The 25,967-nt window shown below is 44.1% G+C and carries 23 protein-coding genes; 7 read left to right on the top strand and 16 right to left on the bottom strand.

The window, feature by feature from the left end; translation table 11 throughout:
• Positions 1 to 19: 19 nt before the first annotated feature.
• The 8 genes from AACW75_RS25675 to AACW75_RS25640 all read right to left on the bottom strand — a co-directional run bounded on the left by AACW75_RS25675 (position 20) and on the right by AACW75_RS25640 (position 8,017).
• Entirely contained in the window at positions 20 to 1,774 is a 1,755-nt protein-coding gene (locus tag AACW75_RS25675) for a lysophospholipid acyltransferase family protein (RefSeq protein ID WP_145569975.1), read from the bottom strand.
• A gap of 12 nt (positions 1,775 to 1,786) precedes the next feature.
• Positions 1,787 to 2,230: a hypothetical protein gene (locus AACW75_RS25670; RefSeq protein ID WP_145569973.1), complete on the bottom strand. Its 444-nt coding sequence runs from the start codon at positions 2,228 to 2,230 to the stop codon at positions 1,787 to 1,789.
• A gap of 10 nt (positions 2,231 to 2,240) precedes the next feature.
• Positions 2,241 to 2,678 carry a YHS domain-containing (seleno)protein gene (locus tag AACW75_RS25665; protein WP_145569971.1) on the bottom strand — a complete coding sequence of 146 codons (438 nt, stop codon included), beginning with the start codon at positions 2,676 to 2,678 and terminating at the stop codon, positions 2,241 to 2,243.
• 12 nt (positions 2,679 to 2,690) lie between these two features.
• The gene (locus AACW75_RS25660; protein WP_145569969.1) at positions 2,691 to 3,440 is read right to left on the bottom strand and encodes an NRDE family protein; all 750 of its coding nucleotides are present in this window, start codon (positions 3,438 to 3,440) and stop codon (positions 2,691 to 2,693) included.
• 1 nt (position 3,441) lies between these two features.
• Entirely contained in the window at positions 3,442 to 3,984 is a 543-nt protein-coding gene (locus AACW75_RS25655) for a DinB family protein (protein ID WP_145565862.1), read from the bottom strand.
• Between the two features lie 19 nt (positions 3,985 to 4,003).
• On the bottom strand, positions 4,004 to 5,137 hold the full coding sequence (locus AACW75_RS25650) for an ATP-grasp domain-containing protein (protein WP_145569967.1): 1,134 nt from the start codon (positions 5,135 to 5,137) through the stop codon (positions 4,004 to 4,006).
• Positions 5,134 to 5,721, bottom strand: a complete 588-nt coding sequence (locus AACW75_RS25645) for a DedA family protein (protein ID WP_145569965.1) — start codon at positions 5,719 to 5,721, stop codon at positions 5,134 to 5,136. The genes AACW75_RS25650 and AACW75_RS25645 overlap by 4 nt, the downstream gene beginning before the upstream one ends.
• A gap of 319 nt (positions 5,722 to 6,040) precedes the next feature.
• Complete coding sequence (locus AACW75_RS25640; protein ID WP_145569963.1) at positions 6,041 to 8,017, bottom strand: bifunctional 2',3'-cyclic-nucleotide 2'-phosphodiesterase/3'-nucleotidase; 1,977 nt, start codon at positions 8,015 to 8,017, stop codon at positions 6,041 to 6,043.
• A gap of 414 nt (positions 8,018 to 8,431) precedes the next feature.
• Between AACW75_RS25640 and cysD the strand changes: the two genes are divergently transcribed.
• From cysD to cysC, 4 genes are all read left to right on the top strand, one after another.
• Entirely contained in the window at positions 8,432 to 9,376 is a 945-nt protein-coding gene (cysD, locus tag AACW75_RS25635; protein ID WP_261377638.1) for a sulfate adenylyltransferase subunit CysD, read from the top strand.
• A gap of 18 nt (positions 9,377 to 9,394) precedes the next feature.
• Positions 9,395 to 10,825, top strand: a complete 1,431-nt coding sequence (cysN, locus tag AACW75_RS25630; RefSeq protein ID WP_054548268.1) for a sulfate adenylyltransferase subunit CysN — start codon at positions 9,395 to 9,397, stop codon at positions 10,823 to 10,825.
• 65 nt (positions 10,826 to 10,890) lie between these two features.
• Positions 10,891 to 12,615: an SLC13 family permease gene (locus AACW75_RS25625; RefSeq protein ID WP_017076320.1), complete on the top strand. Its 1,725-nt coding sequence runs from the start codon at positions 10,891 to 10,893 to the stop codon at positions 12,613 to 12,615.
• 24 nt (positions 12,616 to 12,639) lie between these two features.
• Positions 12,640 to 13,260: an adenylyl-sulfate kinase gene (cysC, locus tag AACW75_RS25620; protein ID WP_017076321.1), complete on the top strand. Its 621-nt coding sequence runs from the start codon at positions 12,640 to 12,642 to the stop codon at positions 13,258 to 13,260.
• A 149-nt stretch (positions 13,261 to 13,409) separates the two neighbouring features.
• Here the strand turns inward: cysC and AACW75_RS25615 are convergent, their stop codons facing one another.
• The 7 genes from AACW75_RS25615 to AACW75_RS25585 all read right to left on the bottom strand — a co-directional run bounded on the left by AACW75_RS25615 (position 13,410) and on the right by AACW75_RS25585 (position 19,060).
• Positions 13,410 to 14,318: a TIGR03899 family protein gene (locus AACW75_RS25615; RefSeq protein WP_145569962.1), complete on the bottom strand. Its 909-nt coding sequence runs from the start codon at positions 14,316 to 14,318 to the stop codon at positions 13,410 to 13,412.
• Between the two features lie 351 nt (positions 14,319 to 14,669).
• Positions 14,670 to 15,185, bottom strand: a complete 516-nt coding sequence (locus tag AACW75_RS25610; RefSeq protein WP_017076324.1) for a DUF3299 domain-containing protein — start codon at positions 15,183 to 15,185, stop codon at positions 14,670 to 14,672.
• A 14-nt stretch (positions 15,186 to 15,199) separates the two neighbouring features.
• Positions 15,200 to 16,459 carry an ABC transporter permease gene (locus AACW75_RS25605; protein WP_017076325.1) on the bottom strand — a complete coding sequence of 420 codons (1,260 nt, stop codon included), beginning with the start codon at positions 16,457 to 16,459 and terminating at the stop codon, positions 15,200 to 15,202.
• The gene (locus AACW75_RS25600) at positions 16,456 to 17,172 is read right to left on the bottom strand and encodes an ABC transporter ATP-binding protein (protein ID WP_017076326.1); all 717 of its coding nucleotides are present in this window, start codon (positions 17,170 to 17,172) and stop codon (positions 16,456 to 16,458) included. Before AACW75_RS25600 ends, AACW75_RS25605 begins: the two co-directional genes overlap by 4 nt.
• 137 nt (positions 17,173 to 17,309) lie before the next feature.
• On the bottom strand, positions 17,310 to 18,086 hold the full coding sequence (zrgA, locus tag AACW75_RS25595) for a zinc uptake protein ZrgA (RefSeq protein WP_145569960.1): 777 nt from the start codon (positions 18,084 to 18,086) through the stop codon (positions 17,310 to 17,312).
• 41 nt (positions 18,087 to 18,127) lie between these two features.
• Positions 18,128 to 18,418, bottom strand: a complete 291-nt coding sequence (locus AACW75_RS25590) for a DUF2607 family protein (RefSeq protein WP_017073461.1) — start codon at positions 18,416 to 18,418, stop codon at positions 18,128 to 18,130.
• A 90-nt stretch (positions 18,419 to 18,508) separates the two neighbouring features.
• A complete protein-coding gene (locus AACW75_RS25585) occupies positions 18,509 to 19,060 on the bottom strand; it encodes a YtfJ family protein (protein ID WP_017073460.1) in 552 nt (183 codons plus the stop codon).
• Between the two features lie 252 nt (positions 19,061 to 19,312).
• On the opposite strand from AACW75_RS25585, the gene AACW75_RS25580 reads away from it, so the two are divergent.
• The gene (locus tag AACW75_RS25580) at positions 19,313 to 19,513 is read left to right on the top strand and encodes a DUF1107 family protein (protein WP_017073459.1); all 201 of its coding nucleotides are present in this window, start codon (positions 19,313 to 19,315) and stop codon (positions 19,511 to 19,513) included.
• Between the two features lie 108 nt (positions 19,514 to 19,621).
• Here AACW75_RS25580 and msrA read toward each other — a convergent pair whose 3' ends face one another.
• Positions 19,622 to 20,251 carry a peptide-methionine (S)-S-oxide reductase MsrA gene (gene msrA / locus AACW75_RS25575; RefSeq protein WP_017073458.1) on the bottom strand — a complete coding sequence of 210 codons (630 nt, stop codon included), beginning with the start codon at positions 20,249 to 20,251 and terminating at the stop codon, positions 19,622 to 19,624.
• A gap of 212 nt (positions 20,252 to 20,463) precedes the next feature.
• Between msrA and tamA the strand changes: the two genes are divergently transcribed.
• Positions 20,464 to 22,176, top strand: a complete 1,713-nt coding sequence (gene tamA / locus AACW75_RS25570) for an autotransporter assembly complex protein TamA (protein WP_135458574.1) — start codon at positions 20,464 to 20,466, stop codon at positions 22,174 to 22,176.
• The gene (gene tamB / locus AACW75_RS25565; RefSeq protein ID WP_145569958.1) at positions 22,173 to 25,925 is read left to right on the top strand and encodes an autotransporter assembly complex protein TamB; all 3,753 of its coding nucleotides are present in this window, start codon (positions 22,173 to 22,175) and stop codon (positions 25,923 to 25,925) included. The genes tamA and tamB overlap by 4 nt, the downstream gene beginning before the upstream one ends.
• Positions 25,926 to 25,967: the final 42 nt, after the last annotated feature.

The raw sequence follows: 25,967 nt of genomic DNA, 5'->3' as shown, positions 1-25,967 counted from the left end.
AGGTACAGAGCAGGCGAAATCAACGTCGAGCGTGCTGTTCTAGATAATCTTGAGCGAGTTCTCTTCCCATGTATTTACCTAGGGTTTTCAATGGTACTTTCTTGAGATTAACCACAATCAAGCCATCCAGAGCATCATTAAATGAAGGGTCGACGTTAAAACACACCAGCTTACCGTTCATTCCAAGGTATTGGCGCAATAAGACAGGTAGGCCTTTTCCTTGCTCCATACGGGCCAATACTTTTGACAGCAGAGGGACGCTTGCTAGTGAAGAGAGCAGGTGGTTTTGCCAGAACACATTACTACTGGTATTGAGTGGTGATGAAGGAGATACCAGATTCGCTTTTTGTTCATCGTAATGGTGTATGGATAAGGTGGTCGCTATTAATAAACGAGCATTGTGGCTGTAATCATTACTGATACTGACCGGACCAAACAAATGGGTATATTGAGGGTGGCGATATACAAAGGCCGCGATACCTTTCCATAAGAGCAACAGTGAATTAAGACTCTTCTGATAAGGCTTACTCACTACTGAGCGTCCAAGTTCAATACTGTTATCTAAGGTGTCAATGAACTCTTGATTGTAGTTAAACAGGCTACGAGAGTAGAGCTTATCAAGCCCGTGTTCTGCGATTAACTTGTCGACCATACCAAGTCGGTAAGCGCCCACTAACTCAGCCTTGGTTTTGTTCCACACAAACAGTTGATGGTAGTAAAGGTCATACTCATCTAAGTCACAGGCAAGTCCGCTGCCTTCTCCGACTTCTCGGAAACTCTCTTCTCTCACTCGACCAATTTCTCGCATCAAGTTGGGGATTGATTGGCTTGGTGTGCAGTAGACTTCGAAGTCACCTTGCTCGAGCAGTTTCATCTCTTCAGGGAGCGAATTAATCTCGATTGACAATACTTCTGGTGAGATTGGCGTTATCACTTGAGTGTCAAAAGATGGGGCATGGACTGCTGTGCTAGGGCTATCTTGTTGACTCATCAAATAGGTATTGAGTCGCAGATAGTTGACGATATCCATCTCTTGTTCGAACGATTTTATCTCTGAATACGGAATCGACGAGCCAATAGAGATAGAGATAGTAGTCGCTTGCTTATTAAGAAGTTCGCGCCCGAGTAGAGCCGTTCTTAATAGCGGATGGACACGGCCAGCTTGATAGAAAAGCTCACTGTTTTTACCATTGATGAAGATAGGAACCGTAGTGGCTTGATGACGTTTGACGAACTTGGCAACCGATTTGCTCCATTCGATGTCTGTCAGTGTTTTTGCCCCTTTACGGTAACTCGATACTTCGCCCGCAGGGAACACAATCAAAAGTCCGCCATCGGACAAATGACGATTGGCATCTCGAATGGCTTTGGCATTGGTGCGTTTCGATTCTTTACTGTTAAATACATCGACGCCGATGAAAAGATCATCCAGTTCAGGCAATCGCTTGAGCAACTCATTCGCCAACACCTTCACATCCTTCCTTACCGATCCTACGAGATCAGCAAGGATCACACCTTCAATCGCGCCAAGCGGGTGGTTAGCCACAATGACTACAGGTCCTTCTTCAGGGATATTATCAGTGGAGCCTGCTGAAACAGAATAGTCGATGTTCAATGCCGACAGGGTGTGATGCATGAATTCAAAGCTAGATAACTCATTCGGTCTATCTTGATAGAGTTTGTCTAGCTTAGATAGCCCAGTTGCCCACTCGACAACAGACTCACCTAAGCCAAAAGGTGTGTAACGTGGTAAACGAAAAGGACTATCAATCATAATATAGCTGCCTTATTGACTAAAGTTGTGTAGGAAACCGTCTTGATTCTTGAAATCTTTAACACTTAAAAATGCACCACATAGCCAGACTAGACATGCCATACCAAACAATAATCCGCCGTCATAACCGACAATTTCACCTGCCGCATTAAACTCAGGCATTTGGATACCTAATGGCGTAAACAAGTGGAAGAAAATCGCGCCACTCATAATCCCCACACTCATGATGGCACCAAGGCCATGCCACCGTGTGAACAACAGGATGGCTGCAATCAGCTCTGCGCCACCAATTAAGTAGCCGCCAAATGAGCCAAACCAGCTTAGGCCTGACCATGTAGCTAGGGCGCCAAAGATATGTTCTGTCTCATATGAGCCAGTGAACTTGAAAAACAACGACTGAATAAATACAAAAGCGATGAATGCTGCAGGGATATGCTTAGCTGGAGTCAATGTCATGATTATTCCCTTACTTGATCAGTTGCGGCCAAACCGTGTCGGCTTTTTGAATATGCTGTGCTCTGTCTTGTTCCCAACGTTGCTTAATCTCTTGGTCATAGTTGAGGTACAGCTTGTTATCAACAATTGTCCATTGATTAGGGTCACCGGGTGCAAAGTCACTTTTTGCTGAAACAGCCCAAGCGCAATAGCCACCATATTGAGGTGCATATTTTTCAGGATTATTAACAAATAAAGTCAGATTCTTTTCAGAAGAGAAATACCAGTCTGCACCTTTGTACTCTGTGCTGAAGTCTTTACTGCCTTCAATAGGCTTACCTGAAGTGAAATAAGCGACGGTATCGTAGCCATCGAGCGCCTTGCTGCTAAAGAACCCGGTGTAGATTTCGTCTGCAGCAAATACGTAAGGGCTAACAAGTAGCATGACCATGGTTAATAGTTTTCTCATGATGGACTCCATCTATAGATTGATTGCTGGTGATAAATCGAAGGTAAAACGCTGTTGATTTATCTGGCATGGTTTAATGGGTTCACAAGGCGAGCCGGGTGCGTAAAACATAGAGGCTTGGCCGTGTAGATTGCGTAAGTGTGTAAAGCTCACGGTGCGCGCGTCTTCACGATGCATACAGGTCGCTAAATGAGGCTGTTCGCTGTGATGGTGAGAGTGAAACCTAAGCAAGTTCTGCTGATTCTTACCAGTCTCCATAAGCTGGTTGTACTTAGCTTGTCGGTAGGTTTGTACTCGCTCTAAATCAACACCGGATGAGAACAGCGGAGAATCGGTGTCGACGATGTGCTGTTGAATACCATCCCACATGTAGGCGATAACCAAACCATTGTTCTGAGTTAAATTCGGCGCGAAAGCCAACAAGGTAAATGGAGCAAAAGAGTGCAGGTCGAGCTTATGAAACGCCTCAGAAATCTGAGTAATGCTGTGACTCGATGATAAGTTCTTGAGCAACAAGCCGCGGCTGATCAAAGGGCCAGCAGGAACGGTGCCTTGATAGTTGTTGAGCAGACATAGCGAAAGTCCGAACTCATTAATACTGATCCAGCTACCACCACCGGTTGGGTCGAGTGGCATGATGATATCGACGCCGTTGACTCGATATTGTTTAGGTGGCATCGCCAATGCTCGCGTCTTTTGCTCATCACGATTGAAAAAGACCTGATAACCATTTTCTTCAAGCAGCCAAGATACTGAACACATTTTATTGCTCCCTCAGGTAGCTGCTAGTGGTAGGGGCATAACCAAAGGTGTTGCAGGTTTCGATATCTAAAAAGGTGGTGATCACCTTGATCATCGCATAGTGATGATTGGCATGCAGGGCTGCAAAGGTGACCTCTCTTTCTAACGTTGAAGGCAGGCTGGCGAATACCTGGGTATCCATTGAAACTTCGGTTTGGATCATGATAGGCGTTTCGAGATCTCTGCGGTCTAATCGTTCAAGCCAGTTGATCACATAGTGGATCTCTTTTACTGCGATTGAGCGGTCGTATTCGACGGGATGACCACGACGACGAGTGTTGTAATCAACGGTCGCATTCTCTTTTAAAATTAAAGCGTGAAAAAGATCGAGCGTATGACGAGTATGCTCACCAATAGAGCTTGTGACGTGCGGCTTTGCTCGTGTCAGATAGTCGCTGTCAGATATCGCTAACAAAAATTCTAGACCCTGATTTAATATTTCTACCGCTCCTGTGATACTAGGAGAGAAAGAAGTGAGGGCGCTCGGTTGGGCTATGGGGTTCATTCATGGTCCTCGTACAAAGTTAGTCAGTGGTCGGATATTGTTGAACAAGACGTCGCTCTTCTTGCCACGCAGCGAATAAGCTCTTGAAAGAAGGAGTCTTATGGCCTCGTTGTTTTTGCTGAGCGCCAATATCAAAAAGAATGCGGTATTGCAGAAGTAGCGTAGAAAATATCTCTCGCAGTGGTGTGTTGCGATCCCAGATATGCCCAGCCTCACTGCTTGCGCCATTGACCTCAAGGATCGTGAAATCCTCGCCGTTCATTAGGCTGTGCATGTCCTTAAACTTGACGTCGAGTCGGCCAAAGTGGAAGCCATCGAAGTCGTCGAATATCTCATCTAAGCGTTCGGTCAAAGCTTGGGTTATGTATTGATTGCCGTCTCGGAAGATACAGCCACGGCTATGACTACCTGCAAACGCGAGTTGGAATTCTTCACCCTCTGCGAGCACTTGATCTAATTTATCTTCATGCCTTGGCAGATATAGGTGACTAAGTTGTCCAGCACGCGGGCTATTTTCAATTAACTGTTTGAGTGTCGAGGAACCATCACCCGTTACCATTGGCGAGTATTTGAGTGTGATCGAGATGATCTCGCCTTGCTTTTTATTTGGGTAGCGCACATAGAAAACGCCAGCTTCGGCTTGATAAGGCGCCTTTTCTTGCAGTAGAAAGCGAGCATTATTTGGAAAAGATTCAACATATTGCTCAAGTTGCTCTTGTGTGTTGATCAGCTTAACGCCAACGCCTCGACAGCCAAGATCCGGTTTCGCCACTATGGGGAAGTCAAGATCCGATTGTGTTAGCGCACTGAGTGCATCTTCGGTTTGTTTTTTACTATTAAGATCCGTTTTGGTTAGGGTAATAAACGGAGAGATCCAACGCTGACTTGATGAGCCGGCAAGGCTTAATATTTCGTGTTTTGATTCACCTACCATGCCACTTAACTTAATGCTTGGGTTGGCGATGAGCGGCAGTGCCCAGTCAAAGTGCCGTAACCCTTGCATCAAGCTTTGAACCACTACTGGGGTATAAAAAAACCAAGTCGGAAGGAATTCATAAGGAGAGACACTACGCACGGTATCTTTTTCAAGCAGAGGCATACCTGCATTGATTTGATGTGCAGGGATGATGCGAATATCTTTCGGTGAACTCATGATAATCCTCTAGAGTAGGTTTTATTCATTAATCGATTACCGATAAACAGTAAAGCGATGGCACACGGGATGACGATCCATTGATATTCAGAGGCTTGCAGCCACGCTGATGTCCCTAAATAGTAGATGGTAGAGAAGACAATGCCAGTCCAGATCGCAGTAGCACTAATGACAGCAAACAAAAAAGTAGGAAGTGGAATTGCGAAAAAGCCACTTAAGGTAAAACCAACAGTGCGAAGCCCCGGGATAAAGCGGATGACAAAAAGGCTGCTGAACGCGTTCTGACGTAATTTAGTACGAAGCGAACGAAAGTACTTATTAGTGAGGGCTTTGTAACGAACGCCTCTGAAGTAACATCCTGATTTTCCTAGGTAATAGAGTCCCAAGTCACCAGTGGCAATGCCGATGAAAATGGCAAGCAACGCATATTGAGGAAGAATGAGCCCTTGAGTTGCTAAACCAGCTGCCGTAACAATCGCCAGATCTTCAAGTAGGTAAGAAAGCGCGATGATGCCAAGCATCAGCCATAGCAACGACTCCTCCCCTGAATGTAACCATGCTTGAATGCTCTCGACGCTGCTCATTAAATATCCTTATCTATCCTATAAATGAATGGCTTAATGATCATTCATTGAGTGTAGTAAATTAAATAGACAGGAGGAGCGGGGAAAAACTTACAGGTGATGGAGGATTTTTTGTACTTACTTTGTTCGACCAGTACTGTGGAATGCGTTGTTTAAGTCAGGATTGAAGCGAAAGGTTTGATATTTTAAAAGTGGATTTAACGAGAGTTTGTAGTTAAAAAAACCGGGCTTTGGGTGGGGGATCTTACATAAGAAAAGAAAAAGGCTGAGTCGTTAAACTCAGCCTTTAATAACATTAACTATTGATTAATAAAGCTATCTATTTAGTTAAGTCAATTTGGTAAACAGCAAAACCAACATCGTCAGTCGCAACACGTTTCATCGGGTATTGACCTTTTTCTTTGATGAATTCAGCCGCTTTGTCACTTGGAGATGTTTCAAAGCGAATATCTAGCTTGTTATCCGTTTTGATTGGCGCAAATGACCAGTTGTTATCAGCCGTTGGGCTAACTTGACCTTGCTCTTTGCTTACGCGAGAGATGTAGTTCGCAAGAACAGTACGGTTTTCATCTGGTGCATCAAATGCGATGAAGTCTTCACCCGTACCTGGGAACTTAGCACTGTATGCACGGTAGTTGTTGGTTGCGATCAAGAAGTCTTGCTTCATGTCGATTGGCTTACCTTGGTAAGTTAGGCCAACAATACGTTGAGACTCAGGGTTAACCACTTTACAGTTTGCATCGTATTTCGCAGGTTGTGTTACGTCGATTTGGTAATCAACACCGTCGATAACATCAAAGTTGTAAGTACGGAAGTTATCCCACTCGATCAACTGTTGTGGTGCTGTCGAGTTAACATCAACTTGGTTGAACTGACCAGCTGAACACTCAAGCCACTCTTGTACTTCGTGACCCGTTACCTTCATCGCGACTAACGTGTTCGGGTAAAGGTATAAATCGGCTGCGTTACGGAACGTTAGTTGACCTGATTCCACTTCAGTGAAGTTAGCTGGGTCATTTTTACGGCCGCCGGCTTTAAAAGGCGCTGCCGCTGACAATACTGGAATACCGTCTAGGTCTGGGTCACCTTGGATGAACTGTTCTACGTAATCTTTTTGTGCAAGGTTAACAATTTGTACTGTTGGATCGTCTTGTACTAGAGATAGGAAGCTGTACATCACGTCGTCTGCTTTACCAATAGGTTGGTTAACAAACTCACGAGTACCTGCATGGTCTTTTTCTAGTGCCGTTACGATACCTTCATCTGCAGCAGCAAGCGATTTCTTCTCGATCTTGTCGTAGATAGGGCGTGCTTCTGATTGGCCTTTAACGACTTCCCACTTACCGTCTTTTTGTGCAAGTGTTAGGTCCATAACACCAACGTGGCTACCCCAACGACCAGGCATTACTGCCGCAACGCCATTCATTGTGCCCGTTTCGTTGTCGATGCCTTGAATGTCATCAAAACCTTTACCTGGGAATACTGCATGAGAGTGGCCGAATGCGATTGCATCGATACCATCTACTTCAGAGAGGTAGAACGTTGAGTTCTCTTCACCATTTTTGTAAGGGTCAGTTGATACGCCTGAGTGAGGGATAGCAACGATAACTTCAGCGCCTTCTGCTTTCATTTGAGGCACTAGCTCGTTAGCTGTCTCAATGATGTCACGAGCGATCACTTTGCCTTCAAGGTTCTTCTTATCCCACGTCATGATTTGTGGTGGAACGAAACCGATGTAGCCTACTTTTACTTCATGCTCTACGCCAGCAGTATCTTCGAACGTGTGCGTCTTGATGATGTAAGGCGTGAAGTAGTGCTCTTTGGTTTCTGCGTCGTAAACGTTGGCACTGATGTATGGGAAATCAGCATCGTTGATAGACTCTTCTAGGAACTCAAGACCGTAGTTGAATTCGTGGTTACCTAGGTTTGCAGCGTCGTAGCTTAGTTGATTCATTGCTTTGTACGCAGGGTGAACTTCACCAGCTTCGATGCCTTTGTCTGCCATGTAGTCACCCATTGGGCTACCTTGCAGCAAATCACCGTTATCAACTAATACGCTATTGGTTACTTCGTTTTGAGCTTCTTTTACTAGAGTTGCAGTACGTGCTAAGCCGATTTTTTTCGATGGCTTGTCTTTGTAGTAGTCGTAATCCATTAGGTTGGTATGGATGTCCGTCGTTTCTACGACACGTAGTTTAATCACTTCATCGGTATCTGGTGTTGTTGTGCAGCCTGCTAAAGTCAAACCAAGACCTGCAAGTACAGCCAATGATAAAGGTTTCATTGCAACTTTCATTTTGGAGCTCCAAAGTGGATTAGTAGAAAATTCGTTGCGTAATGTAACAAAACCGAATGAAACAATGATTACAACGAATGTTAATTCGTGACTTAGATCGATTACTTTATGGTGTTCTGCAAGACGCCTCCCAAAGCTGCTCAATCAATGTACAAATGACATCGATAATAATAGTCCATTCATTTCACCTGTTTATCGATAAATCCCATCCCTTATCAGCTTTTCGAATAAAAAATGAAATTTTAGAATTTCCAGTAATATGAGAGGCTCGTCATAATGTCTATATCAAGGACGTATCAGGCAGATGAATAGCAAGGATAGCTCAAACGTAGCTTCTGTTTTCTTCTAGTGCCAATACTCCCATTCACCCAAGTGAATGAGTTAAATCCCATGCTTGGCAAGACCAAGTAATGAATTGCTCGTAACGCGAGCCTTAAAGGAAGCACTGAAATGGACCAAGAACGTTTAACCCACCTAAAACAGCTCGAAGCGGAAAGTATCCATATTATTCGCGAAGTGGCGGCTGAGTTTGATAACCCAGTGATGATGTACTCAATCGGTAAAGATTCTTCTGTGATGCTTCATTTAGCTCGCAAAGCGTTTTACCCAGGCAAGATTCCATTCCCACTATTGCACGTTGATACGGATTGGAAATTTCGCGAAATGATTGAGTTTCGTGACCGCACAGCAAAAAAGTATGGTTTTGAGTTATTGGTGCACAAGAACCCTGAAGGTATCGAAATGGGGTGTAGCCCATTTGTGCATGGATCTTCTAAGCACACCGACATCATGAAAACTCAAGGCCTAAAGCAGGCGTTAAACAAGTACGGGTTCGATGCCGCTTTTGGTGGCGCACGTCGTGATGAAGAAAAGTCTCGAGCCAAAGAACGTGTTTACTCTTTCCGAGATAAGAACCACACGTGGGATCCAAAAAACCAGCGTCCAGAGCTTTGGCATACCTACAACGGTCAGGTTAATAAGGGTGAAAGCATTCGTGTATTCCCGTTATCTAACTGGACTGAGCTTGATATCTGGCAATACATCTACCTAGAGAGCATCGATATTGTTCCACTTTACCTTTCAGACAAACGCCCTGTGGTTGAGCGTGATGGCATGCTGATCATGGTTGATGATGACCGTATGGAGCTGCAAGAAGGTGAAGTGATTGAAGAGAAAAGCGTTCGTTTTCGTACTTTAGGCTGTTACCCATTAACCGGTGCCGTTGAATCTGAAGCAAACACGTTAACAGGCATTATTGAAGAGATGCTGGTAGCCACTTCTAGTGAGCGTCAAGGTCGAGCGATTGACCATGATCAGTCCGGCTCAATGGAGCTGAAAAAGCGCCAAGGTTATTTCTAAGAATCTAAGGAAAGAAAAATGAATAGTGCAGTAGAAGCCGAATTGGCTGAACTAGGGATTGAAGGTTATCTAAGTCAGCATCAGCATAAATCTATGCTTAGATTTTTAACTTGTGGCTCAGTCGATGATGGAAAAAGTACGTTAATCGGTCGTTTACTCCATGATACAAAACAGATTTATGAAGATCAGCTAGCGGCGGTTCACTCTGATAGCCAACGAGTGGGTACTACAGGTGAGAAGCCTGATTTGGCATTGCTTGTTGATGGTTTGCAGGCTGAGCGTGAGCAAGGTATTACGATTGATGTGGCTTATCGCTACTTCTCGACTCAAAAACGTAAGTTCATTATTGCTGATACCCCAGGACATGAGCAGTACACGCGCAACATGGCAACAGGCGCTTCAACGTGTGATCTTGCTGTGATCTTGATTGATGCTCGTAAGGGCGTTCTGGATCAAACTCGTCGTCACTCGTTTATTTCGAACCTGCTTGGTTTGAAGCATTTTATTGTGGCAGTAAACAAGATGGATCTGGTGGAATACTCACAAGATCGTTTTGAAGAGATTCGTGATCAGTATTTAGAATTTGCTGAAAACCTCGAGGGTGAAACTAATATTCAGATCTTACCGGTTTCGGCGCTTGAGGGCATCAACGTTGCAGCGCCAAGCAAAGAGTTAGCATGGTTTGAAGGTCCATCTCTACTAGAAGTTCTAGAAAACGTAGATATTGATCAAAAGCGCTCTGCGGGTGAATTCCGTTTCCCGGTTCAATATGTGAATCGTCCTAATTTAGACTTCCGTGGTTTTGCAGGCACCGTTGCCTCTGGTCGCGTTAGCGTAGGTGATGAAATCAAGGCGTTGCCATCAGGCAAAACCTCTAAGGTGGCAAGCATTGTGACCTTTGATGGCGAACTTGAATCGGCGCAAGCGGGTTTGGCGGTAACGCTGACTCTTGAAGATGAGATCGACATCAGCCGTGGTGATTTGATTGTGTTGGAAAACGCTCAGATTGAATCAACTAACCATGTATTGGCAGATATCGTGTGGATGACTGAGCAACCACTGCAACCGGGTAAAGCTTACGATATCAAAATCGCAGGCAAGAAAACCGTCGGCCAGGTTGAAACGGTTCGTCACCAGTATGACATCAATAACTTGTCGACTTACGACGTGGATGAATTACCACTCAATGGTATTGGTTTGTGTGAATGGTCATTGAACGAGACTGTCGCGCTGGATAAATATCGTGAAAGCGCCGATACCGGTGGCTTTATCGTTATTGATCGTCTTACCAATGTAACGGTTGGCGCTGGCTTGATTCGAGACCGTTTGGACTCTGTTGAACAGCAAGTCGGTAACTTCTCTGCATTTGAACTTGAGTTCAACGCATTGGTACGCAAGCACTTCCCACATTGGGATGCCAAAGATCTAAGCCAATTACTGAAGTCATAAACGACTAAGTAACAGCTTATTGAATCAGGCGGAAACCCATCGTTTCCGCCATAAAGGACGGGTATATGTGGCAACAAGGATTTGTATTAGCGATTTTGCTCGGCATCATTACTTGCCTGCTCGTTACCCGTATTAAGCCAAGCTTTATCTTTGCTGGCGCGGCGTTTATTGCTTTTATGGCTGGCATGATCGATTTATCGAGCTTAGCCAATAACTTCACTAACTCCTCGTTACTGACTTTAATTCTTCTTATCCTCGCATCAAGTGCGTTGGAGAAAACTCGCTTAATCAGTTGGGTTAGCCGTAATATCTCTGAAGGTAGGCTAGGTACCGTGGTTGCGAAGTTGGGTATTTCCACAGCGTTACTTTCATCTTTTACTAATAATACCGCAGTGGTTGTTTCTTTGATCGGGGCGATCAAACGCAACCAACAACATGCACCTTCTAAACTGTTAATTCCTTTGTCATACGCCGCCATTCTAGGTGGAACTCTGACATTGATCGGCACCTCAACCAATTTGATCATCAATAGCTTTGTTGAGGATGCTGGGCTGCCGAGCCTAAGCTTCTTTGCGCCAACCTTGATCGGCTTGGCTGTGCTGGTTGGTGGTGTGTTGATCCTTATTCCCTTGAGTTATTTCTTACCAAGCTACGATGATGGATCACAGGACGATCTGCCTTACTTTTTAGAAGCAAGAGTTGAACCAGGCTCGCCTTTAGTGGGCCGAAGCGTAAGCGAAAATAACCTCCGAGCGCTGAGAAAACTGTTTTTAGCTGAAGTGATTCGAGACGGTAAAACAACGGCGTCTATTGATCCTGATTTCATTCTTCAAGCTCGTGACCGACTGTTGTTTTGTGGTGACGTTGAGAGTGTTGCGACACTGCAGGAAATCCAAGGGTTAACCCTGTTTGGTCAACATCACCTAAACGGACAAAGTTTTGTTGAGGTAGTGGTGAGCTCATCGGCAAGCTTCTGTAATAAGACCTTAAAAACTAGCCAATTTAGAGATCGCTTTGATGCGGTTGTCGTTGCTATCCGCCGTGGCCACGAACGCCTTGAAGGTGGGCTAGGGAATATCACATTGACCGCTGGTGATACTCTAATTTTGGTTCCTGGTAAACGCTTTGAAGAGCAACGTCAGCAACACAATAAAGAGTTTGTGTTGATGAATGACCTAGACTCAAGTGCCAAGCTTGATGCTGATAAATCGACGTTTGTTTTGCTTGGCTTCGCTAGTGTCATTGGCTTATCGCTTGTCGATGCAGTACCTATCATTAAAGGGTTAGCGGGTTTTTTATTACTGCTGGTGGCATTTGGTGTGGTACAACTCGGTGAGCTTCGTCGCCGTTTTCCGGTTGATATTGTGGTGATCGTTGGCTCAGCACTTTCTATTGCTCAACTGATGATTTCATCTGGATTGTCTGAACGTATGGGGTTGATGTTCATAGAGGCCTTCAATGGCTGGGGCGTGTTTGGTGCCTTAGTAGCGACCTACTTCATGACTCTGGTTCTTACTGAACTTGTGACCAATAATGCGGCTGCAGCACTCTCGTTCCCGATTGGTTATAGCATGGCAGTAGGCTATGGCGTTGACCCAATGCCATTTATCATGGCGGTGTTGTTTGGCGCCAGTGCTAGCTTTATCTCTCCTTATGGTTACCAAACCAATTTACTCGTATATAGCGTAGGTAATTATCATATTACGGATTATTTGCGCATTGGTATTCCAATCTCGATTGTCTATTCGGGCTTGGTATTGACCCTAATTCCTTATTTTTTTCCATTTTAATGCTGTTTATTTAAAGGACTAATTATGACCGCAGTACTCAAACCAAAAGATGAGAATGTTGTGTGGCATCAGCACTCGATTGATAAAACATTCCGCTCTGATCTGAAATCACAAAAGCCAGCCGTGCTCTGGTTCACGGGATTATCTGGTTCTGGTAAGTCGACAGTCGCTGGAGCATTAGAAAATCGCTTAGCACAGCTTGGTTACCATACTTACTTGTTGGATGGTGATAATGTTCGTCACGGATTGTGTAGCGATCTTGGCTTCTCAGAGCAGGATCGTCGTGAGAATATTCGTCGCATAGGCGAGTTGGCAAAGTTGATGGCGGACGCAGGATTAATCGTACTGTCGGCTTTTATTTCTCCGCATCAAGCTGAAAGACAGCTAGTGCGAGACTTACTGCCGGAAGGCGAATTTCTTGAAGTGTTTGTCAACACGCCGCTAGAGGTGTGCGAGCAGCGTGACCCTAAAGGTCTGTATAAGAAAGCTCGTGCTGGAGAAATTCCAAACTTCACGGGTATTAGCTCTGTTTATGAGGCGCCTGAGAATCCTGAGATTAATCTACCGGCAGGTGAGAAGACACTCGATGAACTGGTAGAGTTATGTATTGATGCATTAGAGAAGCGTAATATTTTAGCCAATTGAGATCGTTGGTATGACTAAAGCTGCTCACTTACTTACTGCTTATTCACGACTTATAAGTAGTGCAGCTTTGGTTTACCGAGACAAGAAACCTATCTTCTAATTTCTCTTTATTCTTCTAAATATACTTCATTACCTACACCGTTTATTACCTAGACGGTGTAGTTAACACTGCTTTTGACTTCTGTCTGTACTGTGAATTTGTGGTTCAATAATGCAATCAGTTGGTCGTAGTACTGCATGTTAGGTTTATTCCCAAGCAAGGTACAAAGTTCATTGCCTGTTGGGCTGAATCGGTAGTAAACCAGCTTAACCCCTTTTGATATAGGCGCCAGGGACATACTCTTACCTTGGTAAGTCAAGTGTAACGCTGGATCGAAATCAATCTCACCAGACTCTAACTCAGTCCCCAAAATAATACCCAGTTCAATCAGGTGTAATAGGCTTGAGTAGGGCAGGTTGTGTCCACCAAGGTTGATGGTGTTGGTAGTATCTCTTTTGCCAAAGTTAAATATCCCAGCATGGGTTTTAAAACCGAGTAATAGCTTTCTGCTGTTATCACTACCAAAGCTACAACCCAGTGACGCGGCTCTTTGTAGGGTGAGCGCTTCTTTTGGTGTCATGTCTTTTAAGATCTGAAGCGCCTTCATCGACGTCGAGCCTGGGTTGGTGACTTCTCGTTTCAGTACTTGAGCCCATAGCCTCTGCATCGATGTATTGTGGATCTCTTGCGCCATATCGAAAAAACGGTATAGCCAGTCCTGATCAGGATCTCCTGCTGCTTCATCCTTACATGAAGAGTGTGCCAGTTTAAGAATCTGCTCTAGGTTCTTTTGACGCAACTCTTTACGTTTCTTCTCACGTAATAGTGCCCGTTCGATTAGTGTACTTTCACTTTTATCGATTGGTTTTGCACCATGACTGATTAAGGAATCTAAGCCGAAGCTTTGTGCTATGTGTAACATTCTGCTGGCACTGTCGGCGATATGAGGCTTTTTCTCATGCTTATGTTGTGTATCGCTAGCATGATCAATGATTACTGGCTGTTTGATTTCTGACATAAGAGTACCGTTACGAGACGACTTAACTGTCTAAAATGTAACTCTTTATCTTAATGGTGGCTAGATTTTACGTGCAGAGTTGAAGGTTTAAACAAAATTTTACTTTTGCTAATGATAATAAAATGTTAAATTTGTTGTAATTCTCAAGGGGGAGTTATGAATCAAGTCAATGATAACAAGCTGAAGAAACAGCTTGGCATAGGGTTATTACTCGCTACATATGTGGCTGTGCTAGCTTATCTGTCTAATTACATCGCGTAAATTAGATAAACAACATCGTTATGAAACTGTTATTGAATAAGATCATTTGTTCAGTGACGGCAGCTCATCCTTGAGCCACCCTTCTAATGACTACATGTCGTCATATTCTTCAATCGCAGTGCCTTCAATAAGATAACCTGTTTGTGCTAAGTCGTGGCTTATTGACTCAGTTTTCAGCGTACCTACTAAATAAACCACATCCCATAATTGCTGGATTGGTGCACCTTTTGGGAACTTCACGTAGATGATTTGGTTCGGTGGTGGTGGTGGCACGTGAATACATGCGCCAAAATACGGCACTAGCAGAAACTCAGTGATCATATTCTCATCACCTTCCAGTGGAATCACAAAACCAGGAATCTTTACTGTGCTGCCATTTAACTCTGGGCGAACAGCGCCAATTGTCGATTGTTGAGGTTTGTCCATACTGTCGTGGTTAACCATCGGCATGCCAAATGAGTCTAGTTGAGCTCGTTCCGATTCTGGAATTAAGTCAATCCACTCAAGTGTTAATACCGATTCGTCATTCTGAGTTGTTTCAGCGTGAGCTGTGCTGATAAATGGGAATAAAAGTAGTCCAAGTATCAGCAGGAATTTGCGTTGCATCGTAGGTTCCTAATTTAGATTCGAATAGTCATGCCATCAGACAATGACTGACGGTAAGCCCGGAAAGCGGGAATAAAGCCGATAATGATCCCTGCAATTTGTACCAGCATAAGCAGTTTCCACTCATGAGGCGTGATTGCAGATATCGATATATTGATACCATAACTTTGTTGCACAATTGGAGCAACTACTGCGATCAGGGCAAACAAGAGTGCGACACCCAAGGTTATGCCAAGGAAGGTGAGGGCACTGGCTTCACTAATCAGCAAGCCAAAGACATGACGAGGTCTTGCTCCCATCGCTCGGAGAATCGCCATTTCTCTACGTCGTTCTTGTAAGCTAGTGAGCAGACTACTGAGCATTCCCAATAATCCAGCAACGACAACAAACCCCGACACAATTAATAGTGCTTGTTCGGCAACGGCCATCATGCCCCACAATTCATGTAGAGCAATGCCCGGCATAATGGCGCTTAAAGGTTCTTGGCGGTAGTTATTGATTTCTCGTTGCAGTGCAAAGGTTTGGATCTTCGAGTTGAGCCCAAGCATCATTGCGGTAATTTGTTTAGGTTGGAAGTCACGTTGCTTTAGTACTTCAGCATCCGGCGTATGTCCTAGGTTTGCTCCTGATTCCCATCCGACATGGATTGCTTCAATAGCTTCTAATGAAACATGAACCGTTTTGTCTACTGGTGTTCCTGTTGGGGAAAGGATACCTACGATAGTGAAGGGGAGGTTATCGTGTCGGCTGAAGGCAACGTCACTGATGCCGTGAGCAAGAATGATATTATCACCGATCTTGTAATCTAGTTTGTTGGCGACATCGGCACCGACTACTACATCAAATAACCCTTTAAATTCTTTACCTTTCTGAAAAGTAAGTGGCTGCTTACTTCCGTAACGATAGTTTTCAAAGTAGCTATGATTGGTGCCCATCACTCGGAACCCTTTGTGAGAATCACCTAACGAGATTGGAACAGCCCATTTTACAGCTTTGTGGTGGCTAAATTCTTCATAGCTTTTCCAGTCGATATTGTTGGTGGCATTACCGATTCTGAATACAGAATAAAGCAGTAGATTGACCTGACCAGAGCGGCCACCGACGATAAGGTCAGTACCTGAAATCGTATTGGCAAAGCTGCTTTTGGCTTCGGTTCTCACACGTTCAACACCGAGTAATAGAATGACAGAAACCGCCACGGTGAGAATCGTCAGGATGGCCGTTGCTTTACGGTTGAGTACGCTTTTTAGGGCTAAGTGAGTAATTACTTTCATACGATAACCTTAGCTTGGTTAACAGTTTTTAAATCTATGGTTCGAGAGAACAATTTTTCTAGCGTTGGATCGTGACTAACAAATATGAGCGTGGAACCCGCTTGATTAGCTTGTTCTAGTAACAGCTCAATAAAGGCTTCTCGGTTGTCATGATCTAAAGCAGATGTCGGTTCATCGGCAATGATGATTTTAGGTTGTCCGATTAAGGCGCGGGCTGCAGCGACACGTTGCTGTTGACCAATACTCAATTCAGTAACGGGTTTGTCCATTAAGGATTGAGGCAGTTTTAGTCTAAGTAATAAATCTTGAGCAATGGCTTGCTGGCTGTTCTGACTTTCTGCAACTTGTTGTTTGCGAATCTTTGAAAACTGACAAGGGAGTGTCACGTTATCGATGACTGACAAGTAAGGCAGTAGATTGAACTGTTGGAATATATAGCCAATATGATCGGCTCTGAACTTATCCCTCTGACGCGGTGTTAGCTGGGTAAGGTCTTGGCCTAAGATAGATACTTCGCCTTGTTGCGCCTGATTTATTCCTGTGAGTAAGCCCAATAGTGTTGATTTACCACAACCACTTGGTCCCTTGATAAAAAGGTGCTCTTTAGGTTGGATATGTAATGAAGGGATTTCTAACGTTGGGGGTAACTCGGGCTTCCAACGAAAACTGATATTTTCTAGTTTGACCACAAGCGATGAACTGTCAAAAGACATACTAGCTCCAATATTTAAAGCGGTGTCTCTTCTGGACAGTCTAAATGACAATTAATTCCCGAGTACACCGGTTTTAAAAGCCAAGTAAGTGAATGCTTACTTGGCTGTTTATCTACGCAAAATCTATCTAATGATTGTTAGAATCGGAAGCTAACACGTTCTGCATTAAGAACTTCTTGCGTTTGAACACTGTCTGTTAGCAAGTTCACTGTCATTGACTTTGTATTACTGAACTTTGAGAACCACTTAGTATTAACATTATTCAGATTAGCAATATCTGAACATTGGTAGTGGTACTCGGCAGTGAATTCACCGTGGCCACCTTCTGAGTGGTCATGGCCTTCGTGGTCGTCATGATCGTGTTCTGCATGGTCATGGCCTTCGTGGTCGTCATGATCATGTTCTGCATGGTCATGGCCTTCGTGGTCATCATGATCATGTTCTGCATGGTCATGGCCTTCGTGGTCGTCATGATCATGTTCTGCATGGTCATGGCCTTCGTGGTCGTCGTGATCATGTTCTGCATGGTCATGGCCTTTGTGGTCATCATGATCATGTTCCGCGTGGTTATGGCCTTCATGGTCATCATGGTCGTCTTCCAAGGTGTTAGTCACTGACTTGAATTTCAACGTACAGCTTACATTGTTGAAATCAAATAGTTCTTCTGGCTTGTTTAATTGTGCGATAGCTTGCTCAAACATTTTCTTCTGCTCAGCAGTTTTGGGAGCATGTTCAAAGCCAACCACATCGGCACCTGGAGCTGTCACTTCAACAAGCAGTTCTTGTCCGTCTTGAGCGATGTTTACTTCAACTTTACCGTGCACGTGTGCTTCATGAGAGCGGAATTCTTCGTTAGCAAGAACATTAGTAGAGAGAGTCATGCCGATAACAACGGCTAAAATAGAAGGTTTCATGTTTTTTTCCTGAATAAAGATTAATTAAAAAATAGTGGTATTTAAGCGATCTTTACAGGAGGGGAACGAGCTAAATAAGCGAAATACAAACGCTGCAACGAACTTACTGGTTCTGTTATGGCGACAGTAAACTCTGAATGAAACTCTGGAATCTGTGGGAGTGAGTGTGCCGTGATGAATTGGTTTATCGAAAACAGCTCACAATGATGTGAAGTATGATGTTCTGGGTCGATGTCCACCATGTGGGTGGCTGCTAGCACGCTTAGCAAGAGCATGAGCCCTAGCAAGAAGCCTGTTTTGCGTTTCACATTGTTAGGTGTGTTTTGCCACATGAGGATAATTAACCACAGAATTAAAAAAGGATACTGTTATAATATAACAATATCCTTTGGTCAGGTCTCGAAAAAGACGCGAATATCTAATTAAAGACTCGCTTTAATCAGCTCAACGACTTGAACGACTTCTGATTCATTGAGTGCGCCTTCTTTAACAAACAAAATTTCACCTTGTTTGTCCTGAACGATGATCGCTGAGCTTTCTTCTTTTAAAGCCCATGCTGAAGCTACCGTTCCGTCTTCATCTAGCACCATAGAAGACCATGGAAATTCTTCTTTGCTGCTTTCGGCTGATGATTTAACAAAAGACCCAGTCCCCCAAATAGCATCATCTTGGTTGATGATGGTGGTGGTTTGGTAGCTGTCTTCTGAGAATTTCGATGCTGTAATTGCAGCCATCAGTGGTGCGTTGAGCTCTTTAGAGCTGCTGCGGCCAGCGATAGCTTGAACGACGCGAACTTTTCCTAGGAGATCATTGGTTGCCCAAGCTTGATATCCTGTTTTACCGTCGTTTAGGACAATTTCACCATAATTGCTAACATCGACAGCAGGCAAAGAAGTGCCTACGGATAGATTATGAGCATTGGCGAAGAGTGGAGAGGCTGCGGCTAAAAAAGCCAGTAGAGTTTTGTTTTTCATTATATTTTTGTTCCGCTTATTGGTTTGCATTGGAAGTATAATATGAAATCTGAAAAATGCCTCTTTAACTTTTTTATCGTACGGTGTAGAAATAAGTTGCGAGCTTGTTACTAAAAGGTATAATGCGACAGTATCAGGGTAAACAATAGATTATCTTGCTATTAGCTAACGGATTTAGCTATAAAATGTGCTTTGAACAAAGCTTTGTTCAGGGGAACCGCTGTTGTACTCAAATGGAATTGAGGTTGTATTATGTTAAGAGAATTTTCTACTTACCGTCCACGTCAGGTGGCGCGTTTCGTTAAAGTCCTATTCAAAGGCCAGTTTGCTATTGAAGGTGTCGGAGAGTTTCGCTTCGACCAAGGCAAGGTGCTTCTTCCTGAAGTTTCAGACAAACAAAAGCTCACTATTTTTAAAGAAGTTAACGGCACGATTGCTGCGTTGCCGGTGTAACTGACACTTATCGATTTGTCTCATACAAAATAAACTACAACGAAAAAGGGCTTCTTAATGGAAGCCCTTTTTTAATGGGTGTCGTTTTAGTTTGCGGCCTAGCACTATTTATTGTGGAGGGAAACACACACCCGTTCCACCCAAACCACAGTAACCGTTAGGATTTTTTGCTAGATACTGCTGGTGGTACGTTTCTGCAAAAAAATATTTTCCAGCAGGGAGAACTTCCGTTGTGATCTCGTTGCCTAAAGACTCAGTCATTGCTCTTTGATATTCATGTCGAGATTGCTCAGCGATAGCTTGTTGTTCTTCACTAAAGGTGTAGATAGCGGAGCGATATTGAGTGCCTAAATCATTGCCTTGACGCATACCTTGAGTCGGGTCGTGACGTTCCCAGAAGGTCTCAAGTATTCGCGCTAAAGACGTTTGCTCACTATCAAAAATGACACGAACAACTTCGGTATGGCCTGTTTGCCCACTACATACTTGCTCATAGGTTGGATTGACTGTGTATCCACCTGCGTAGCCTACGGATGTAGAAATTACGCCATCTAATTGCCACAACAGTCGCTCTGCTCCCCAGAAGCATCCCATACCAAGTAGGACTTCTTGTTGGGAACCCGTTGGAGTATCGAGTAAGTCGGTTTGATTGAGAAAATGGCGCTCAGTAATTCGAATTGGGTCAGCATTGCCCGGTAACGCGGTTGTTGCGGAAACCAGTAGTTGTTTATTTAGCATGTTGTATTCCTTTTTGCATACGTTTACCGCGTTAGTTAACATTAGCTCTAGGTTTATATTAACTGTAGGCTCATATTTACTGCGAGTTCATATTGAATAAGTATTTAAATTAGACCGTGTTATTGCAGTATTTATTACAGACTCAATGTCTTTTTAGCGGTACTATTTCTTTTCACTTCTTAACGTATTGATAACTTCTTCACCAATTAAACATGATGAGAAAAACTTTACCAGTTCTGATTGGCACTCTACTGTCATCAACGCTCGCTTTCGCTGACGTTTCCCTTGAGATTAAGGGGCTTGATGGAGCGCTTGAGGATAATGTTGATGCTTATTTGAGTGCTGTTCCTGAAGAAGAGTATTCAGTTTCGCTTAGGTTTCAATCTCGCTTGGAATCTATGATCAAAGAAGCGCTGAATGCGTTAGGTTACTACCAACCTCTAATCACATTTTCTCACTCCGAAGACGACTCTGAATTGACCGTAATGGTTGAGCAAGGGGAACCCGTTGTTATTTATACCTCAGATATTGTATTGAGCGGTGAAGCCGAAGATGATCCTGATTTTTTAGCGTTGATCGCTAAGAGTCAGCTGTCTAAAGGTTCAATCCTTAATCATGGTAATTATGATTCTCTGAAATCGTCGATACGTAACCTTGGATTAGCGAAAGGCTATTTCGATGGTGCGTATGAGGTAAGCAAGCTAGAGGTTGCTCCTGAATTAAACCGTGCTTATGTTCGTCTTCATTATAACAGTGGAATTCGATATCACTTTGGCACCACTCAGGTTACTGGCAGTCAGATTAAAGAAGATAAGGTGCAATCGCTTAAACCATTTGAAGACGGTGAACCATACTCGATTACCAAAGTAGGCCAGTACAACCAGAATCTTTCCAATACTGATTGGTTCTCTTCTGTCTTTGTTGAGCCTGATTTAAGCCAACTAGGCGAGGGCCGAGAAATTCCGATGAAGGTTAGCCTTGCACCGCAAGCGCGTAATCAAATCGAAACCGGTATCGGTGTCTCAACTGACCTTGGTGTAAAAGGTACTCTCAAATGGAAGAAGCCTTGGGTTAACGACCGAGGTCATAGCTTCAATAGTAGCTTGTCGATCTCCAAGCCTGAGCAGACGATTACGGCGACTTATAAAATCCCGCTGGATGATGTGCTTAATGACTACTATCAAGTTAAGTACGGTATGAAGAACTTGGATAACCGTGATACCAAAAGTTTGGAGTCAAACCTAGCCTTGGAAAGATATTGGCGACTGGATAATGGCTGGCAACGTACGGTGTTCATTCGGTACTTAATCGAAAACTATGAACAAGGTCTACAAGATGACTTAGCGCAATTTGTGTTGCCTGGTGTGTCGTTTTCTCGAACTCGAACTCGAGGTGGTTCGATGCCGATGTGGGGTGATAAACAGAGCATCATGTTTGAGGCAGCTGATGACACCTTGTTGTCTGAAACCAAGGTGGTACGTTTCCAAGGCCAAACTGCGTGGATTAGGAGTATTGGCAATAATCACCGAGGTTTAGCTCGCCTTCAATTCGGTGGTAACTTTGCCGACGAGTTTGAGAAGCTGTCTCCCTCGCTCAGGTTCTTTGCTGGTGGTGATAACAGTATCCGTGGTTATGGTTATGAATCAATCTCTCCTAAAGATGAAAGTGGCGCACTAACGGGTGCCAAATTTATCGCAACCAGTTCACTTGAATACCAATACCGCTTAGTTGGAAATTGGTGGGGCGCGGCTTTCTACGATATTGGTGATGCCTTCAATGACACTCCAGAATGGAAACACGGTACCGGTGTCGGGGTTCGTTGGGGATCGCCCGTTGGACCTGTTAGTTTAGATTTTGCTTGGGGTCTAGATGCGAAGAAAGGCGATGAGTTCCAACTGCACTTTAGTTTAGGGCCAGAATTATGATCAAAGTGATGGGCAAATGCATTAAATGGACGTCGATTTCGTTGACGTCTATTTTGTTGTTGTTGATAGCCCTGCTCGGTTTTGTTTTGTTCACCAATCCAGGGTTGAACACAGTGCTATGGGGCGCTGAAAAAGCATTGCCACAACTTAAAGTGGAAAGTACCAAAGGGGCTTTGTTCCCAAGCTTTACGCTTAATAATGTTCAGTTTAAAGATGCCAGCTTGCATATCGACACCAAGGTTAAAAAGCTGAACTTGGCTATTAATCCTCGTTGTTTACTCGACCCTAAATTGTGTGTCGACCGCTTAGCGATTCAAGGTTTGGACTTCGCATTCACGGAATTGCCTCCAGCCTCTGCAGAAGAAACAGAACCGACTCCGCCAGTGACATCGGTGAAAACACCGCTGCCTATAGTTATTAACCGTATCTCTTTGTCTGATATTAAGTTGAATATCTTAGGTCATCAAATTGAGTGGAGCCTGTTCTCAACAGCTTTGAGCATGCAAGGTGAAAAGCTGACAGTATCGCCGACTTTGTTGAATGATCTCAGAGTTAAGCTCGCTGAGTCGACAGAAAAGACACAAGCTGAAATTGTGGAACCAGAAGAGACGGTTAAAACAGCGATTGAGTTACCTGAAGTCTGGATTCCTTTGCAGATCGTGCTCGAACGTTTTGACCTTAACCGTTTCACCTTAGATCAAGAAACCCCAATTGTAGTGAACCACCTTGGGCTAGAAGCTCGAGCAGGTAAACATACGGTCGATGTTTCTACTCTAGAGCTTGATATGCCACAAGCAAGCGCTAACCTTGCGGCTAAGGTTGAGCTTAAAGGTGGCTACCCGTTAGATCTTTCTTTAGATGCTTTAGTGAAAGAAACCGACCTCGCTGGTCAGAAGTTATCGCTGAAAGCACAAGGTAGCGTGGCCAAGCTAAGCCTAGATTCTCAGTTTTCTGAATTGATTGAGGCAAAGCTGTCTGGGGATATTCAACCTTTAGAGCCAACTCTGCCATTTGACCTTCTTTTAGAAGATGGTCAAGCGCAATGGCCTCTGGCAGGTAAAAGTGACTACCAAACTGCAATTGAGCGGTTTAAGGCTGATGGTTCATTAGATGGTTTCCATGTACAGCTTAAGGGAGACGCTGATGGTAAGGATATTCCTGCATTAGCTATTGACCTAAAGGGCAAAGGCACGACGGAACAGATTGAGCTTGAACGACTCAAATTAAACACTCTGGGAGGGGAGCTTAATGGTGTGGTTAAAGCGAATTGGAAAGAGCTCGTTAACTGGCAGGCTGAGATTACGTTACAAGATATTCAGCCAGGATTACAGTGGCCGGAAGCAGAAGGCAAGATTAGCGGAAGCCTAGTCACTTCTGGTGAACTAACAGAAGTAGGTGGTTGGGCGATTGAACTGCCTAAGCTGGATATTGAAGGAATCTTGCGAGAATACCCTCTGGATATCGAGGGGCAGTTATCTGCGTCTGACCGCAGTGCAAGCGGCGAACCTAAGCTGAAAACCAGTGGCTTGAGTTTAGCTCACGGTGACAACTCGATAAAGGCACAGGGGCAGCTTGATAAACAATGGGATATGAGCGTTGCAATTAACCTTCCTCAATTAGCGAAAAGCGTTCCTGAACTGAAAGGTACAGTGATTGGCGATATTAATTTAAGCGGACCTTTCAAAGAGCCGGATATCGACCTTTCTCTTAACGTCGATCGTGTAGATTGGAACAATGAAGCCACATTAGAATCATTGTCTCTTCGTGGTTCTGTTACTCCATTACCAGCGCCTCAGGCCGATCTGGTATTGAAAGCGAATAACCTAACCTATCAAGATCAAAAGGTTGAAAGTATTGGGTTAACGGTGAACGGTGGTGAGAAGAAGCATACAGTGACACTTGATGTGATATCCGACATCGTGTCTACAAGCTTAGCTATTTCCGGTGAATTGATTCAAAAACCTTCTCTTATTTGGGATGGGTCGTTAGACAGAGTCAAAATTACCACTCAGCAAGGACCTTGGGTGTTAGAACAACCTGTCTCGATTAAGGCGGATGTTGACAAGCAGTTTGCTGATGTACAAGCACATTGTTGGAAGCAATCTGGTTCGAGTGTGTGTCTGGATGAAGATGTTCGTGTTGGAAAGTCGGGTGAGGTGAGATTGGCGATCAACCAATTCGACTTCGAACAGATTAAAGCTTTTGTCCCTAAAGAGACACAACTACAGGGCTTAGTGAATGCCGCGGTTCATGCTAAGTGGTCAGAACAAGGTGAGCCAGAAGTTACGGTTAGCGTCGATATGCCGAAAGGTCAGGTTGTTCAGCAAGTCGGAGAGCCAATCACGCTGGGTTGGGAAAGTATTACATTGAATGCTCAGTTGAAAGACAACCAACTGAACGCCGACTTTAAACTGGATGTATCTGATAATGGCGACCTGTCTGGCACGGTGTCGTTACCGGATATTCTCGCTGAAGATAAAATGGTCGATGCGGCAATTAATCTGACAACGTTCCATCTAGATTTCTTACAACCGATTCTTGGCGAATACAGCTTATTGAAGGCCGATCTTGAGAGTGATTTAAAAGTAAAAGGCTCTTTGATGCATCCTCAGGTCTTCGGTCAATTCTCTGTGGCTGGGATTCAAGTCAAGGGTGATGTAACGCCTGTTGATGTGAAAGATGGTCGTATTGATCTCGACTTTGATGGTTACAGCGCGAAGCTTGATGCGAATGTCGAAACTCCGGATGGTCATCTTGATATCGAGGGTTCTGGGGATTGGCAGGATCTTCAAGCGTGGCGATCAAAAGTCCGAATCTTTGCAGACGAATTGATGGTCGATGTTCCACCGATGGTTAAGGTTAAAGTTGTTCCTGACATGACCATTGATGTCACTCCAAAGTTGGCCAAAATAACGGGCGACATTAAATTGCCTTGGGGACGAATTTTGGTTGAAGATTTACCGCCTTCGGCTATCGGCGTTTCTTCTGATCAGATCATTTTAAATAAAGACCTCAAACCTGAGACTGAATCGACGATCCCATTTGATGTTGTAACCAATATTAATATCTCGATAGGGGATGACTTTAAACTTTCTGCTTTTGGCTTAGAAGGTGATTTAGTCGGTAAGTTGAATGTAGCTCAAAAAGATCAAGGCCCATTTATCACAGGTGAAGTGAATATCGTGGATGGTACTTATCAATCATTCGGGCAAGATCTCTTGATCGAAGAGGGTAAAATCCTGATGAATGGACCTCCAGATCAGCCATACGTGGCAATAAATGCGATTCGTAACCCGGATAATACTCAAGATGATGTGACTGCAGGGATTCGAGTTACAGGCCCAGCGACAGAGCCAACAATCGAGATTTATTCTGATCCTGCCATGCCACAAGCCAACGCGCTGTCTTATATTTTACGTGGTCAAGATATCGATGGAGAGTCGAGTGGTTCTATGACGACTACGTTAATTGGTTTGAGCTTAGCGAAGAGCGGTAAGGTCGTTGGTGAAATCGGCGAAGCCTTTGGTGTACAGGATTTACAACTGGACACCGCAGGCTCTGGGGATGACTCTCAGGTTACGGTAAGTGGCTATATTCTCCCAGGTTTACAGGTGAAATATGGTGTGGGTATCTTTAACTCGTTAGGCGAGTTTACCGTTCGTTATCGATTGATGCAGGATCTCTACGTGGAAGCCGTATCTGGTCTCGATAGTGCCGTGGATCTTCTTTATCAATTTGAATTTGAGTAAATCAATTTGAATTCGAGTTGCTGAGGTTTCATCCATTGGTCG

Origin of the sequence: Vibrio sp. L3-7, assembly GCF_963898195.1 — a bacterium.
GTDB classification, from domain to species: Bacteria; Pseudomonadota; Gammaproteobacteria; order Enterobacterales; family Vibrionaceae; genus Vibrio; species Vibrio echinoideorum.
This window is presented reverse-complemented; position numbering and strand designations above follow the sequence as displayed.